Below are 13,658 nucleotides of genomic sequence, written 5' to 3' on the forward strand. Positions count from 1 at the left end.
ACTTTGCTTGACGTGCCCCGGTGTGGCGGCACTGTCGGACGGAAGAGAATCGCTTGCGCAGGCTCACGTACTTCATCGCCACCACCGTCGACGGGTTCATCGGCGCCCCGGACGGCGACGGCGACTTCTTCTACAGCCACCTCGACGGCGCATTCATCGAGCACCTCAAGGCCGAGTACCCGGAGACCATCGCCGCCCAGGCGCGCGCGCAGCTCGGGATCGCCGACACCCCGCCCAAGCGCTTCGATGCGGTCCTCATGGGGCGCGCCACCTACGAGCCCGGCCTCAAGGCCGGTATGAGCAGCCCCTACGGCCACCTGCCCGAGCAGTACGTCGTCTCGCGCTCCCTCACCACCCCGCCCGACCCTCAGGTGCGGCTGATCAGCGGTGACGTGGCGGCCCGCGTCCGTGAGCTCAAGGCCCGGGACGGGCTCGGCATCTGGCTCTGCGGCGGCGCGGACCTCGCCACCCAGCTGATCGACGAGATCGACGAGTTCGTCGTGAAGACCTATCCGGTCTTCGCGGGCACCGGCATGCCGATGACGCGCGCCGGCTTCGGTGTGCGGCCCCTGGAGCTCACCGGGGTCACCGCCCTCGGCGGCGGCCAGATCGTCAGCACCTACGTCCGCAAGGGCTGACCCGACGGAGATGCGAAAACCGGCCTACCGTGGAGGTATGGCCGGTGGACAGCACGCGCACGAGACGGTGGCCCCGCGGGCCGGGCACGAACAGCAGACGTGCCCGGCCTGCGGGCGCCGCGTCGACACGGTGGTCGGGCGGCGCAAGTCACTCGGGGTCTTCGTCCCGGTGTGGAGTCGGGGTCCCTGTCGGAACCCCGACTGCACGGAGTCCGTGGAGCGTCGGGAGCGGTGACTCAGCCCGTGGGGGCGAGCTCCTTCGTGCCCAGGCCGGAGGTGAAGCCGTTGGCCCAGAGCTGGTTGACGCGCGTCCGCTCGGCGTAGTTCGGGGTGGCGTTCTGGCACGAGGTGCCCGGGCCGCCGCCCGACATCAGCTCGCTGCACGGGCCCGAGTAGTGGTCCGGCAGGCCCAGCACGTGGCCGGTCTCGTGCGAGGTCACCCGGGTGGAGTTGTACTGCTGGTTCTGGCGGTAGTCGAGGAAGATGTAGCCCCGTCCGTGCCCGTCCGTGCTCGCGTACGAGCCGCGCGAGTCGTTGCCCTCGTAGTACGAGAAGTTCCCGCCGGAGGACACCTCCTGCAGCTTCACGTTGGTGACCGAGCTGTTCCAGATGCGGGTGGAGCTGGCTATCTGGGTACGGAAACTCGGCGCGTAACGGGTGTTGTACGTGACGGTGACGGCGAGGGCGCCGGGGTTGGCGGCGCGCTGCTCGGCCACCGAGCGCTGCACGGCCTCGAAGAAGGCGCGGTTGGCGGCCGCGTTCTCCGGTGAACGCTCGTACGCCGCGTAGCTGGCGGCGTTGCCGACGGCGGCGGGTGCGGCGGCTGCGGTGGGGACGGCGCCGAGGGTGGCGGCGAGACCGATGCCGACGGCGGTCGCCAGCAGGGCCTTACGGGAGTGGCGCATGTGGGGGAGCTCCTACTCGTCCGGTGCGGTGGGGGGTGGGTCGTTCGGTACCGGAGTCTGCGGGAGCGGAACGGGTCGGCGGATGATGTCACTGGCCGATAGCGTCGGGCTATCGGGGGAATTTCGTCAGCCCAACTAGCATGAGAATGGCGGGATTCGGGGGGCTATCGGCGGCTGGTGCGGTCCACGGGCCCGGCCTACCCTCAGGTCATGGAGCTTGAGGTCAGGCACCTGCGCGCGCTGTGCGCCATCGCCGACGCCGGCAGCCTGCACAAGGCCGCCCGGCAACTCGGCGTGAGCCAGCCCTCGTTGACCACACAGCTGCGCCGCATCGAACGAGCCCTGGACGGCGAGCTGTTCCTGCGCGAGCGGACCGGATGCCGGCCCACCCCGTTCGGCCGCACCGTGCTCGGCAGGGCCCGACCGCTTCTCGCCGACATGGCCGCTCTGGTGGCGGAGGCCCGCGCACAGGCTCACGGCCCCCGGCTGCGCATCGGCTCGACGGCCAGCCGGGCCCTGCCCGGGTGGCTGCGGCGCCTCCATCGGCGGCTGCCCGACACCGAGACCTCCCTCCTGGTGGACGTGTCCGCGAACGCGCTGCTCAGGATGGTGGCCGCGGGGCAACTGGACGTGGCCTTCGTGCACGAGGTGGAGGGCAGCCCGCTGCGGCTGCCCGACGGGCTCCAGACGCGCGTGCTGATGGAACGCGAGCCGCAGTTCGTCTCGATGCCGAGGGACCACCCCGCCGCGCGGCAGGAGATCGTCTCCTTACGGGACCTGGCCGCGGACCGCTGGGCGGTGGATCCGTCGGTCGACGGCGAATGGGACGGCCTGCGCAGGGTCTTCGCCGGGGCCGGACTCGACCCGCCGGTGCTGCACACCGACTACCACACGGCGACCTCGCTGATCATCTCCGGCGAGGCGGTCGCACCCTGCCAGCCGACCTCCGGGCCGCGCGAGGACATGGCGATCCGGCCGCTGTGCGGGGATCCCCTGGCCGTGCGGCTGCTCCTGGCGACCCGCCCGGGCGCGCACGCCGAGGTCTACGAGGACCTCCGCGCGGCCTACCGCGAGGCCGCCCTGCGCACGCCCCCTTACCGGGCGTGGCTGCACCACCACGCGAGCCCGCTGCTGGAGGCTGCCTGACCCCGGCGAGGCTCCTCGCGACCCGCCGGGGGGCGTCCCGCGGAACGCGGCCGGCCCGCGGTTCACGGCGCCGGACGGTCCGGGTCGGCGGGCCCTGATCGGCCGCCCCCCGATTCCGCGCGCATGCCCGGCGACCGGTCGGCCCGGGGGCACCCCGGGCCGGGGTCCGGAAGCCGGTCGGCTGCCGGCCCGTACCCCGGATCCCGGGCGACCCTCCGCGGCGAGCCGTCGGCCGGGTCCCCGGAGCCGGCCTGCCCGCATGCCGGGTGCAGCCCCCCCGGACGGCGGAACGCGGAGTGGCGCTTGACTTCACCCAAGCGCGATATATCGTGTTCTGAAGAAGACGCGATATGTTGCGTGCGTCGAGCCCGGTCCGTGAACGCACGAGGAGGATCAGCACCATGTCAGAGCAGTCGTCCCAGCCGTCGCGGTCGACGTGGCACTTCGCCGAACCGCAGAAGATCACCTTCGAGGAGCCGGTGGCCGAGCTCCGCGTACGCGTCGTGAGCGGCACGGTGAACGTGGTCGCGGCCGAGGAGGGCCCGGCCCGCCTGGAGGTCACCGAGGTCGACGGAGCCCCCCTGTACGTCGTGCAGGAGGGCGGGGTCCTCACCGTGTCCTACGAGGACGTCCCCTGGAACGGCTCCCAGGGCCTCAAGCAGTGGTTCGAGGACAAGCCCTGGAAGGCCTGGTCGTCCGGATCCTCCTCCGGCCGCAAGGTGTGGGAGCGCCGCGCCGCGGTCACCCTCACCGTGCCCGCCGCCACCCGCGTCCACGTCGCCACGGTCGACGCGACCGCCTTCGTCTCCGGCATCTCCGGCGAGACCGACGTGAAGGGCGTCTCCGGTGACGCCACGCTGGTCGGACTGTCCGGCCGGGTCAAGGCGCACACGGTGTCCGGCAGCGTCGAGGCCCAGTCCGTCACCGGCGCCCTCGGCTTCCACTCGGTGTCGGGCGGGCTGACCGTCGTCGACGGCGCCGACGTGAGCGTGCGCGCCGACTCGGTCAGCGGCGACATGCTGATCGACCTGGACCCCGGTCCGGCCGCCGAGCGCCCGGTGGACATCGCCCTGAACTCCGTCTCCGGCCAGGTCGCGATCCGCCTCCCGCACCCCGCCGACGCCCGCGTCGAGGCCAACACCGCCACCGGCGGCGTGTCCAACGCCTTCGAGGACCTGCGGGTCTCCGGCCAGCTCGGTGCCAAGCGGATCACCGGCACGCTCGGCTCCGGCGCCGGCACCCTGCGGGCCACCACGGTCTCCGGCGCCATCGCCCTGCTGCGCCGCCCGCAGGCCGACCCCGAGGCCCCCGCTCCGCTCGCGCTCGACAAGAAGGTGCTCTGAGATGCCGCCCGTCTTCGCCCACGGCCGCCTCCGCCTCTATCTCCTCAAACTGCTGGACGAGGCCCCGCGCCACGGCTACGAGGTGATCCGCCTGCTGGAGGAGCGCTTTCACGGCCTCTACGCCCCCTCGGCGGGCACGGTCTACCCGCGCCTGTCCAAGCTGGAGGCGGAGGGCCTGGTCACGTACGCCACCGAAGGCGGGCGCAAGGTGTACTCCATCACCGAGGCGGGGCGCGCCGAACTGGCCGACCGCAGCGGTGAACTGGCCGATCTGGAGCTGGAGATCCGCGACTCGGTCACCGAGCTGGCCGCGGAGATCCGCAGCGACGTCCGCGGCGCGGCGGGCGATCTGCGGCGCGAGATGCGGGCGGCGGCCTCCGCCTCGGCAACCCGGGTGGGCGAGGAGGATTCCTGGAAGGCGGCCAAGGAGGAACTGCGCAAGGCCAGGCAGGAGTGGAAGGAGCAGGCCCGCCGGGCGAAGGACGAGAGCCGCCGGGCCCGCGAGGAGGCGCAGGCGGCCCGCCGCCAGGCCAAGGAGGCCCAGGACCGGGCCCGCGAGGAGGTCCAGCGCATCGCGGGCCAGCTCCAGGAGCAGTTCACCAGGTCCGGCGGCGTCCTGGGCAGCCTGGCCGGCGCCTGGCTCGGTGGCGGCGCCCAGGGTCCGGGCGCGGCGGGCGGACCCGACGCTGCGGCTACGGCTGACGCGGCGGCGGACGCGGGTCGGGCTTCGGGCTGGGCTGCGGATCTGACGCCGACCGGTGATCCCGCCCGTGACCTGGACCGGCTGCTGGACCGCTTCCGCGACGAGGTGCGCGACGCCGCGCGGGACCACGGGGTGACCGCGGCCGGCGTGGCCGAGGCCCGCGACCACCTCGCGGCCGCCGCCGCCCGACTGGCGACGGCCCTCGGCGCCCGGCCGTAGCGCAGGCTCCGCCGGGCCGGCTGCGCGGGGCGGGAGAGCAGGGCCGGCAGCAGGTGCAGGTTCCCGATGCGGTGTCCTTGCGGCCCGGAGCGATGCGCAGGGACTGCTCCAGGACCTTCTTCGAGCCCTGTCGGTGGCTTCGGCCATGGCTGTCCATCTGGGGTGACGCGAGAGGTGCGTCACCCCAGATGGGCGTGCGGCCGGGCGGAGGCCTCGCGGACGGTCAGGGCTTGAGGACGACCTTTCCGAAGAGGTCGCCCGAAGCGAGCTTCTCGAAGCCCTCGCGCGCCCGGTCCAGCGGCAGCACCTCGTCGATGACCGGCCGCAGCCCCGTCGTGGCGCAGAAGGCGAGGAGGTCCTCTAGCTCGTCCTTTGAACCCATGGTGGAGCCGACGACCTTGAGCTCCAGGAAGAAGATCCGGGTCAGCTCGGCGTGCGCCGGCCGGTCGCCGCTCGTGGCGCCGGAGATCACCAGGGTGCCGCCGGGACGCAGGGACTTCACCGAATGGGACCAGGTGGCCGCACCCACGGTCTCGATCACGGCGTCCACCCGCTGCGGCAGCCGCGCGCCCGGCTCGAACGCATCCACTGCACCGAGCTCCACGGCCCGCTTGCGCTTGGCCTCGTCCCGGCTGGTGGCGAAGACCCGCAGGCCCGCCGCCTTGCCCAGGGCGATCGCGGCGGTCGCGACACCGCCGCCGGCGCCCTGGACCAGGACGGAGTCGCCGGGGCGGACTCCCGCGTTGGTGAAGAGCATCCGGTACGCCGTCAGCCAGGCCGTCGGGAGGCAGGCGGCCTCCTCGAAGGAGAGCTCGGCGGGCTTGCGCAGGACGTTCCAGGCGGGGACGGTCACCTGCTCGGCGAAGGTGCCCTGGTAGCGCTCGGTCAGGATCGAGCGGGGCTCGTCCGGGCCGACCCCGTGGCCGCTCTGGCCGATCACGGAGTGCAGGACGACCTCGTTGCCGTCCTGGTCGATCCCGGCGGCGTCGCAGCCGAGGATCATCGGGAGGCTCTCCTCGCCCAGGCCCACCCCGCGCAGGGACCACAGGTCGTGGTGGTTGAGGGAGGCGGCTTTGACGTTCACGGTCACCCAGCCGGGGCGGGCCTGCGGCGCGGGGCGGTCGCCCAGCACAAGGCCGTTCAGCGGCTGGTCACGGTCGATTCGGGCGGCATAGGCAGCGAACATGCGGCGACGCTACCGCTCGGTAGGGCGCGGTTCCAGACCTGCCGCGACCATGCCGGTGAGGCCTTCGTCGCACCGGGCCCGGCCTCGGGGCGATGGACGGGGCGCCGGTCGCGGCGGCGCGGGACCGGCAGAGCCCGCCCGGACCGCGCCGAGCGGGCGCCGCGCCCGCGCGAAGAGGCCCGGCCGGAGTGATCCGGCCGGGCCTCTTCGCGTACCGCACGGGTCCCCGGTCAGGCCAGACGGGCCACGCCGTCGGCCTTGGCCGCGGCGGCGACGGCCGCGGCGACGGCCGTGGCGACGCGGGGGTCGAACGGGGAGGGGATCACGTAGTCGGCGGCGAGCTCGTCACCGACGACACCGGCGATGGCGTCGGCGGCGGCGATCTTCATGCCCTCGGTGATCCGGGTGGCGCGCACCTTGAAGGCGCCGGCGAAGATGCCGGGGAACGCCAGCACGTTGTTGATCTGGTTCGGGAAGTCCGAACGACCCGTGGCCACGACCGCCGCGTACTTGTGCGCGACGTCCGGGTGGACCTCCGGGTTCGGGTTGGCCATGGCGAAGACGAACGCGTCCTTCGCCATCGTGGCCACCGCCTCCTCGGCGACGGAGCCGCCGGAGACGCCGATGAACACGTCCGCGCCCGCCAGGGCCTGCTCCAGCGAGCCGGTCCGGCCGGTCTTGTTGGTCAGTCCCGCAATCTCCGCCTTGACGTCCGTCAGGTCGGAGCGGTCGGCGGACACGACGCCCTTGCGGTCGGTGACGCAGACGTCGCCGATCCCCGCGTCCACCAGGATCTTGGCGATGGCGATCCCCGCCGCGCCCGCGCCCGCGATCACGGCGCGCAGGTCGCCGAGGGTGCGACCCGTGAGCTTCGCGGCGTTGCGCAGCGCGGCCAGCGTCACGATGGCCGTGCCGTGCTGGTCGTCGTGGAAGATCGGGATGTCCAGCGCCTCCTGGAGGCGCCGCTCGATCTCGAAGCAGCGGGGGGCGGAGATGTCCTCCAGGTTGACCCCGCCGAAGGACGGCGCCAGACGGATGACCGTCTCGACGATCTCGTCCGTGTCCTTCGTGGCGAGCGCGATCGGGACCGCGTCCACGCCACCGAACTGCTTGAAGAGGATGGCCTTGCCCTCCATCACGGGGAGGGAGGCCTCCGGGCCGATGTCGCCGAGGCCGAGCACGGCCGTACCGTCGGTGACGACGGCGACCACATTGGACTTCCAGGTGTACTCGTTCACCAGCTCCGGCTGCTCGGCGATGGCGGTGCACACCTTCGCCACGCCCGGGGTGTACGCCAGGGACAGGTCGTCCTTGTCGTTCACCGGGACCGTGGCCTGGATGGCCATCTTGCCGCCCCGGTGCAGCGCGAACACCGCGTCGGGGTTGTTGTCCGTCGCACTGTCGCTGCGAGGGTTGACGATCTCCGCTGCCACTTCGTGTGACCCCTTAATTCCTTTTGTTCGTTGAGGGTGGCCACTCCTGGTTAAGGGGTGGGCGGGCACCGCGTCCGTACTCCGCATCGACGGTTGGCCCGTCTCCGCGAAGGGGAGGTTCGTACGCGCGGGCGCGCCGCACGCGCGCCCTGAGCCCCGGATGAGGGGTGTAAGGATCTGTTCTACCCGAAGAACACTCGCTCAGACGAGTCGATTCCGGCTCAACCGTAGACCGACCGCCCGCCTTTTGGTGAAAAGTCCAAACCTTCACGTCCGGCGCGGCGTGGCGCTCCGTAGAAACTGCGCCCAAAGGGCCTGGTCACGGCAGTATCTGCGGCCCCGAACCCCCTTGCCCGCAGTCCTGTTGGCCTGCCCGGGGCGCCCGTTATGCGATTTTGACCTGGCGGGCAGCCTGAATGTCTCAGTCCGAATGGCAAGATGCCGTAATCACACAAGGTCGCGACACTCGATGGTGCGTGTCCGACCGTTTTTCGATGCTTTTCCACCCCTGCCGGAGGAACGAAGCCATGACCGCAAGCACCACCCGTCGTACGACCGCTGCCCGGTCCCGGATCGCCGCGGTCGGCGCGATCGCGGTTGCCGGCGCCCTGATCCTCACCGGCTGTGGCGACCAGACCGACAAGGCGTCCTCGACCCCCTCGGGTGCGGCGAACAACAGCAGCGCGCCGCTCTTCTCCAAGCTCCCGAAGAAGATCCAGGACGCCGGTGTGATCAAGGTCGGCACCGACGCGACCTACGCGCCGATGGAGTTCACCGAGGGTGGCAAGATCGTCGGTGTCGACCCCGACATCGCGGCGGCCATGAGCAAGCAGCTCGGCGTGCAGTTCAAGTTCGAGTCGGGCACCTTCGACACGCTGATCGGCAGCATGCAGACCGGCCGCAGCGACCTGGTCATGTCCTCCCTGACCGACACCAAGGCCCGCCAGGAGGGCCTGGACGACAAGGGTGCCAAGACCGGTGCCGGCGTCGACTTCGTCGACTACTTCTCCGCCTCGACCGGCATCCTGGTCAAGAAGGGCAACCCGCAGGGCATCAAGACCCTCGACGACCTGTGCGGCAAGACGGTCGCCGTGCAGCGCGGCACCACCTACGAGGACGCCGCGAAGACCCAGGCCGAGAAGTGCAAGACGGACGGCAAGGCCGAGCTCAAGATCGAGTCCTTCCCGACCGACGCCGAGGCCCAGACCCGCGTGAAGGCCGGTGGCGCCGCCGCCGACCTGAACGACTCCCCGGTCGCCGCGTACATCGCGCAGACCGCGGGCGGCGGCAACGAGTTCGAGGCCATCGCCAACCCGACCGACGCCGGCCTCTTCGGCATCGCGGTGGACAAGAAGAACACCGAGCTGCGCGACGCGCTGAAGGAAGCCCTCGACGCGATCATCAAGGACGGCACCTACAAGGCCGCCCTGGACAAGTGGAACGCCGGCTCCGGTGCCGTGACCGAGGCCAAGATCAACGCCGGTTCCTGACCTCCGCGTACCACCGCAGCACACTGAAGGGCAGTCACTGTGACTGACAAGCTCGACAAGGACCCGGGTCCGGCGGACACCCCGCCGGCCGGTTCCGTCCCCCCCGAGGCGATCCGCGCCATCCCGGTCCGCCACTACGGCCGCTGGATCAGTGCCGTGGTCGTCATCGGTCTGGTCGTGGCGCTCATCGTCGCCTTCTCCCAGGGCAACGTGCGCTGGGCGACCGTGCCGGAGAAGCTGTTCGACCCCTCGATCCTGCGAGGCGTCGGCAACACGATCTGGATCAGCGTCACCGCCATGGCCCTGGGTCTGGCGCTCGGTGTCCTGTTCGCCGTGATGCGCCTCTCGAAGAACCCGGTCACCAGCACCATCGCCTGGTTCTACATCTGGCTCTTCCGCGGCACCCCGGTGTACGTCCAGCTCCTCATCTGGTTCAACCTCGCCCTGATCTTCCCGATCCTGAACCTCGGGTTCTACAAGGACGAGATGACCCAGGTCATGACGCCCTTCCTGGCCGCCCTGCTGGGTCTCGGCCTCAACGAGGGCGCGTACATGGCGGAGATCGTCCGGGCCGGCATCCAGTCGGTCGACGAGGGCCAGACCGAGGCCTCGCACGCGCTGGGCATGACCCGGACGCAGACCATGCGCCGTGTCGTCCTGCCGCAGGCCATGCGGGTGATCGTGCCTCCGACGGGCAACGAGTTCATCAACATGCTCAAGACGTCGTCGCTCGTCGTCGCGGTGCAGTACTTCGACCTGCTGCGCGCGGCCCAGGACATCGCGTCCACCTCCTTCGCGGTGATGGAGATGTTCTTCGTCGCCTCGATCTGGTACCTCGCGCTGACCAGTGTGTTCAGCGTCGGCCAGTACTACCTGGAGCGCCGCTACGCCCGTGGTGCGCTCCGCTCGCTGCCGCCCACGCCGCTGCAGAAGATCAAGGCGAAAGTGTCCAGCCTCTCGAACCGCAAGGCGGTGGCCTGATGACGACTGCCATGGTGAAGGCCGAGGGCGTCCACAAGTCCTACGGTGCCGCGCACATCCTCAAGGGCATCGACCTGGAGGTCGCCCCGCGTGAGGTCTTCTGCCTGGTCGGCCCGTCCGGCTCCGGCAAGTCGACCTTCCTGCGGTGCATCAACCACCTGGAGCAGATCAACGCCGGACGGTTGTACGTCGACGGGGACCTCGTCGGCTACCGCCAGAAGGGCGACAAGCTCTACGAGCTGAAGGACAGCGAGGTCGCGGCCCAGCGCCGGGACATCGGCATGGTCTTCCAGCGCTTCAACCTCTTCCCGCACATGACGGCCGTGGAGAACGTCATGGAAGCCCCGGTCATGGTGAAGGGCGAGTCCAAGGCGGTGGCCCGCGAGCGCGCGGTCCGCCTCCTGGACCGGGTCGGCCTCGGTGAGAAGGGCGGGAACTACCCCTCCCAGCTCTCCGGCGGCCAGCAGCAGCGCGTGGCGATCGCCCGTGCGCTCGCCATGGAGCCGAAGCTGATGCTCTTCGACGAGCCCACTTCGGCCCTCGACCCGGAGCTGGTCGGCGACGTCCTGGACGTGATGCGGGACCTCGCCGAGTCGGGCATGACCATGATCGTTGTCACCCACGAGATGGGCTTCGCCCGCGAGGTTGGCGACAACCTCGTCTTCATGGACGGCGGCGTCGTGGTCGAGTCGGGCCACCCCCGCGAGGTGCTGGGCAACCCCCAGCACGAGCGCACGAAGGCATTCCTCTCCAAGGTGCTGTAGCCGGCGGCGCCGGCCGCCGCACGCGGACACGGCCGAGGGGTGGTACGGGATCCCGTACCACCCCTCGGCCGTGTCGGGGGCCTGCCGCCGCCCCGCTCGCGGAGTTCCTACTTCAGGCCCAGGACCAGCGCGTCGGAGGGCGAGCGCCAGACCGTACGGGCCTCCGCGAAGCCCGCGGCGCGCAGGGTCTCGGCATGCCAGGCCGCGGAGGGGGTGTCGCCGTCGGCGTGCTCCCCGTAGATCTCGAAACGGCGGGCGGTGGGTTCGGCCAGCGCCGGGTCGGCGGCGGCCAGCGCCCACCACTCGCGCCAGTCCAGCGCACCGGCCGCCTTGGCCCGGTCCATGCCGGCGTGCCGGTGGGCGCGCTCGGCGGCGTTGATGCGCGGGGTGGCCGGGTCGGGCATGTGGTCGGCGTTCATGAACGCCCCGCCGGGCACCAGCAGGGGGGCGAGCTGCCCGTACAGCACGGCCAGGTCCTCGCTGTGCAGCCAGTGCAGGGCGGTGGCCGTGAGGATGACGTCGTAGCCGTGGTGGGGGAGGGCCGAGCGCCAGTCGGGGTCCTTGAGGTCGGCGGTCACGAACGACGCGCGCGGGTCCCCGGAGAAGTGGCCCCGGGCGATGGTCAACAGCGCGGGGTCGAGATCGACGCCCGTACTGGTGGCTTCCGGGAACCGCTTGAGGACGCGGTCCGTGATACTTCCCGTACCGCATGCGAGATCCAGCACCCGGGGGGTGGATCCCACCAGTGCCTCGACCATGTCCAGCATCACCCGGAACCGCTCCTCGCGGTCGGGCATGTACCACTCCTGCTGGCGGTCCCAGCTGTCCTGCCAGGCCTGCCAGCCGGCGCCGCCCCGCCCCGCGTCGGCCGTGTCCGCCCCGTTCGTCGTATCCGCCGTATCCGCCGTATCCGTCGTATCCGCCACCCCGAACCCCTCCCTACGTAATACCCTCGATGACATCTCAGCCGTTACGAGACACTAATCCGCAGCCGTAAGGACTACAAGTGGAACTGGCCCATTACTCGGACTTCGCCGTGCGCCTGGTCAACACCGAGGAGCCGGCCCGCAACAAGGACACGCTCACCTCGGTGGACGCCGTCCGCGCCCTGTTCGGTGTCAGCCAGCAGATGGCCCGCCGCGTCACGGACACCGACATCACGCGGTTCCGCAACGTGCGCGGCCGACTGCGGGCCGTCTTCGAAGCCGCCGACGGCGGCGACGAGGTCCTCGCCGTCGACCTGCTGAACTCGCTGCTGATGGAGTTCCCCGTGAGCCCCCAGGTCTCCGACCACCAGACCCTCGACGAGACCGGGCGGCCCGACTGGCACATCCACCTCGCCGACCACCCCTCGAACGCCTCCGCCGGCTACGCCGCCATCGCCTCCTTCGGCCTGGCCTTCCACCTCACCGTGCACGGTCCCGACCGCCTCGGCCTATGCCAGGCCGCGCCCTGCCGCAACGCCTACCTCGACACCTCCACCAACCGCTCCCGGCGCTACTGCTCCGACCGGTGCGCCACCCGGGCGAACGTGGCCGCCTACCGCGCCCGCAAACGGCTGGAGGCCGAGGCGTCGGCCCGCAGCACGCGCAGCGACGAGGCGGCCCAGGACAACCGGGCCCTCAGCGAGCGCTGACCCTCCCCGCGCGGCCGGAACCGCAGCACCGCCGTCGCCAGCACCAGTTCACCCGGCACCGGCCCGTAGACGGTGCTGTCGCCGGTCTCGTTGTACGGGTTGTCGCCCAGCACCCACCAGGAGCCGCCGGGCCGCCGCTCCACCGCCCGCTTGACCACCAGCAGGTCCTGCTGGAACGGATGGCGCAGCACCACGACGTCACCCGGCCGCACGGCGGCCCCGTACCGGACCACGAGCCGGTCCCCGTCCAGCAGCGTGGGCACCATCGACGGGCCCGTCACCTCCACCACCTCGAACCGCTTGCGCGGGCTGGCGCTTTCCACCATGCGTGTCCACCTCCTCACTCCCGCATGCTGCCGCACGGCCCCGTACATTCGCTCACCGGTCCGGCCGCGCCCCTGGACTTTTGTCCTAAGCCCATGGGGGCGCCCGCGAAATCCGGTTCTCCAGCGAGTAATGTCCCCCCTTGAGAAGACGATCACGAGGAGGACAACTCCATGCTTTCCCGCCTCTTCGCCCCCAAGGCGAAGGTCTCCGCCCACTGCGACCTGCCGTGCGGCGTGTACGACCCTGCCCAGGCCCGCATCGAGGCCGAGTCCGTCAAGGCCGTGCAGGAGAAGTACCAGGCCAACGACGACGCCGACTTCCGCGCGCGCGCCATCACCATCAAGGAGCAGCGCGCCGAGCTCGCCAAGCACCACGTCTCGGTGCTGTGGAGCGACTACTTCAAGCCGCCGCACTTCGAGAAGTACCCGCAGCTGCACACCCTGGTCAACGACACCCTGAAGGCCCTCTCGGCCGCGAAGGCGTCCAACGACCCGGCGACCGGCCAGAAGGCCCTCGACCTCATCGCTGAGATCGACCGCATCTTCTGGGAGACCAAGGCCGCCTGAGCCTTCCTTCCACGCGCAGAGGGGCCCGTCCGCGATCGCGGACGGGCCCCTCTGCGTACCGGCCCGTGGTCCGGCCCCGGCCGGACTACTCGTCGTCCTCGTCCTCGTCGTCGAGCCGGGCCAGCCAGGTGGCCAGGCGTTCCACCGGGACCTCGAAGTCCGGGTTCAGGTCGACGAAGGTGCGCAGCTGCTCGGCGAGCCACTCGAAGGTGACCTCCTCCTCGCCGCGCCGCTTCTCCAGCTCCTCGATGCCGCGATCGGTGAAGTACAAGTCGGGCTCCGTGCCGTGATGGGATCGTGCAGGGGGTGTTTCCCGCCAGG

The 13,658-nt window shown here is 71.1% G+C and carries 15 protein-coding genes; 9 read left to right on the plus strand and 6 right to left on the minus strand.

What is annotated here, in order from left to right; all coding sequences use genetic code 11:
- Positions 1-53 precede the first annotated feature (53 nt).
- Entirely contained in the window at positions 54-638 is a 585-nt protein-coding gene (locus tag R4Z63_RS22120; RefSeq protein ID WP_384452051.1) for a dihydrofolate reductase family protein, read from the plus strand.
- A gap of 236 nt (positions 639-874) precedes the next feature.
- Here the strand turns inward: R4Z63_RS22120 and snpA are convergent, their stop codons facing one another.
- Complete coding sequence (snpA, locus tag R4Z63_RS22125; RefSeq protein ID WP_384452054.1) at positions 875-1,543, minus strand: snapalysin; 669 nt, start codon at positions 1,541-1,543, stop codon at positions 875-877.
- Between the two features lie 210 nt (positions 1,544-1,753).
- Between snpA and R4Z63_RS22130 the strand changes: the two genes are divergently transcribed.
- The 3 genes from R4Z63_RS22130 (at position 1,754) to R4Z63_RS22140 (ending at position 4,954) form a co-directional block, all read left to right on the plus strand.
- Positions 1,754-2,689, plus strand: coding sequence for a LysR family transcriptional regulator (locus R4Z63_RS22130; RefSeq protein ID WP_037920029.1), 936 nt, complete (start codon positions 1,754-1,756; stop codon positions 2,687-2,689).
- Between the two features lie 401 nt (positions 2,690-3,090).
- The gene (locus R4Z63_RS22135; protein ID WP_384452057.1) at positions 3,091-4,032 is read left to right on the plus strand and encodes a DUF4097 family beta strand repeat-containing protein; all 942 of its coding nucleotides are present in this window, start codon (positions 3,091-3,093) and stop codon (positions 4,030-4,032) included.
- A 1-nt stretch (position 4,033) separates the two neighbouring features.
- Positions 4,034-4,954: a PadR family transcriptional regulator gene (locus R4Z63_RS22140; RefSeq protein ID WP_384452060.1), complete on the plus strand. Its 921-nt coding sequence runs from the start codon at positions 4,034-4,036 to the stop codon at positions 4,952-4,954.
- Between the two features lie 223 nt (positions 4,955-5,177).
- Here the strand turns inward: R4Z63_RS22140 and R4Z63_RS22145 are convergent, their stop codons facing one another.
- Together R4Z63_RS22145 and R4Z63_RS22150 are read right to left on the minus strand one after the other, a co-directional pair.
- Complete coding sequence (locus R4Z63_RS22145) at positions 5,178-6,140, minus strand: zinc-binding dehydrogenase (RefSeq protein ID WP_384452063.1); 963 nt, start codon at positions 6,138-6,140, stop codon at positions 5,178-5,180.
- Between the two features lie 230 nt (positions 6,141-6,370).
- The gene (locus tag R4Z63_RS22150) at positions 6,371-7,573 is read right to left on the minus strand and encodes an NAD(P)-dependent malic enzyme (RefSeq protein ID WP_384452066.1); all 1,203 of its coding nucleotides are present in this window, start codon (positions 7,571-7,573) and stop codon (positions 6,371-6,373) included.
- A gap of 527 nt (positions 7,574-8,100) precedes the next feature.
- Here R4Z63_RS22150 and R4Z63_RS22155 point away from each other — a divergent pair.
- From R4Z63_RS22155 to R4Z63_RS22165, 3 genes are read left to right on the plus strand one after another with little or no spacing between them, the layout of a single operon-like run.
- Positions 8,101-9,063, plus strand: a complete 963-nt coding sequence (locus tag R4Z63_RS22155; RefSeq protein ID WP_037919742.1) for an ABC transporter substrate-binding protein — start codon at positions 8,101-8,103, stop codon at positions 9,061-9,063.
- A gap of 39 nt (positions 9,064-9,102) precedes the next feature.
- Positions 9,103-10,044 carry an amino acid ABC transporter permease gene (locus tag R4Z63_RS22160; RefSeq protein WP_037919744.1) on the plus strand — a complete coding sequence of 314 codons (942 nt, stop codon included), beginning with the start codon at positions 9,103-9,105 and terminating at the stop codon, positions 10,042-10,044.
- Positions 10,044-10,808: an amino acid ABC transporter ATP-binding protein gene (locus R4Z63_RS22165; RefSeq protein ID WP_037919746.1), complete on the plus strand. Its 765-nt coding sequence runs from the start codon at positions 10,044-10,046 to the stop codon at positions 10,806-10,808. Before R4Z63_RS22160 ends, R4Z63_RS22165 begins: the two co-directional genes overlap by 1 nt.
- A 107-nt stretch (positions 10,809-10,915) precedes the next feature.
- Here R4Z63_RS22165 and R4Z63_RS22170 read toward each other — a convergent pair whose 3' ends face one another.
- Positions 10,916-11,605: a class I SAM-dependent methyltransferase gene (locus R4Z63_RS22170; RefSeq protein ID WP_236647586.1), complete on the minus strand. Its 690-nt coding sequence runs from the start codon at positions 11,603-11,605 to the stop codon at positions 10,916-10,918.
- A gap of 209 nt (positions 11,606-11,814) precedes the next feature.
- Between R4Z63_RS22170 and R4Z63_RS22175 the strand changes: the two genes are divergently transcribed.
- A complete protein-coding gene (locus R4Z63_RS22175) occupies positions 11,815-12,444 on the plus strand; it encodes a CGNR zinc finger domain-containing protein (protein ID WP_037919750.1) in 630 nt (209 codons plus the stop codon).
- Here the strand turns inward: R4Z63_RS22175 and sodX are convergent.
- Complete coding sequence (gene sodX / locus R4Z63_RS22180) at positions 12,348-12,770, minus strand: nickel-type superoxide dismutase maturation protease (protein ID WP_384445381.1); 423 nt, start codon at positions 12,768-12,770, stop codon at positions 12,348-12,350. The two genes, R4Z63_RS22175 and sodX, sit on opposite strands and share 97 nt — an antisense overlap.
- Before the next feature lie 171 nt (positions 12,771-12,941).
- On the opposite strand from sodX, the gene sodN reads away from it, so the two are divergent.
- Positions 12,942-13,337, plus strand: a complete 396-nt coding sequence (sodN, locus tag R4Z63_RS22185) for a superoxide dismutase, Ni (protein ID WP_030036761.1) — start codon at positions 12,942-12,944, stop codon at positions 13,335-13,337.
- Positions 13,338-13,422: 85 nt separating this feature from the next.
- Here the strand turns inward: sodN and R4Z63_RS22190 are convergent, their stop codons facing one another.
- Positions 13,423-13,608: a DUF6104 family protein gene (locus R4Z63_RS22190; RefSeq protein WP_007266501.1), complete on the minus strand. Its 186-nt coding sequence runs from the start codon at positions 13,606-13,608 to the stop codon at positions 13,423-13,425.
- Between the last annotated feature and the right edge of the window lie 50 nt (positions 13,609-13,658).

The sequence above is a fragment of the Streptomyces sp. PL-29 genome, from assembly GCF_058344425.1.

Coding starts and splice junctions, on each gene's coding strand:
- R4Z63_RS22165 (WP_037919746.1), top strand. CDS start 10,044: ATGACGACTGCCATGGTGAAGGCCGAGGGCGTCCACAAGTCCTACGGT.
- R4Z63_RS22145 (WP_384452063.1), bottom strand. CDS start 6,140: ATGTTCGCTGCCTATGCCGCCCGAATCGACCGTGACCAGCCGCTGAAC.
- sodN (WP_030036761.1), top strand. CDS start 12,942: ATGCTTTCCCGCCTCTTCGCCCCCAAGGCGAAGGTCTCCGCCCACTGC.
- R4Z63_RS22170 (WP_236647586.1), bottom strand. CDS start 11,605: ATGCCCGACCGCGAGGAGCGGTTCCGGGTGATGCTGGACATGGTCGAG.
- snpA (WP_384452054.1), bottom strand. CDS start 1,543: ATGCGCCACTCCCGTAAGGCCCTGCTGGCGACCGCCGTCGGCATCGGT.
- R4Z63_RS22155 (WP_037919742.1), top strand. CDS start 8,101: ATGACCGCAAGCACCACCCGTCGTACGACCGCTGCCCGGTCCCGGATC.
- R4Z63_RS22130 (WP_037920029.1), top strand. CDS start 1,754: ATGGAGCTTGAGGTCAGGCACCTGCGCGCGCTGTGCGCCATCGCCGAC.
- R4Z63_RS22135 (WP_384452057.1), top strand. CDS start 3,091: ATGTCAGAGCAGTCGTCCCAGCCGTCGCGGTCGACGTGGCACTTCGCC.
- sodX (WP_384445381.1), bottom strand. CDS start 12,770: ATGGTGGAAAGCGCCAGCCCGCGCAAGCGGTTCGAGGTGGTGGAGGTG.
- R4Z63_RS22140 (WP_384452060.1), top strand. CDS start 4,034: ATGCCGCCCGTCTTCGCCCACGGCCGCCTCCGCCTCTATCTCCTCAAA.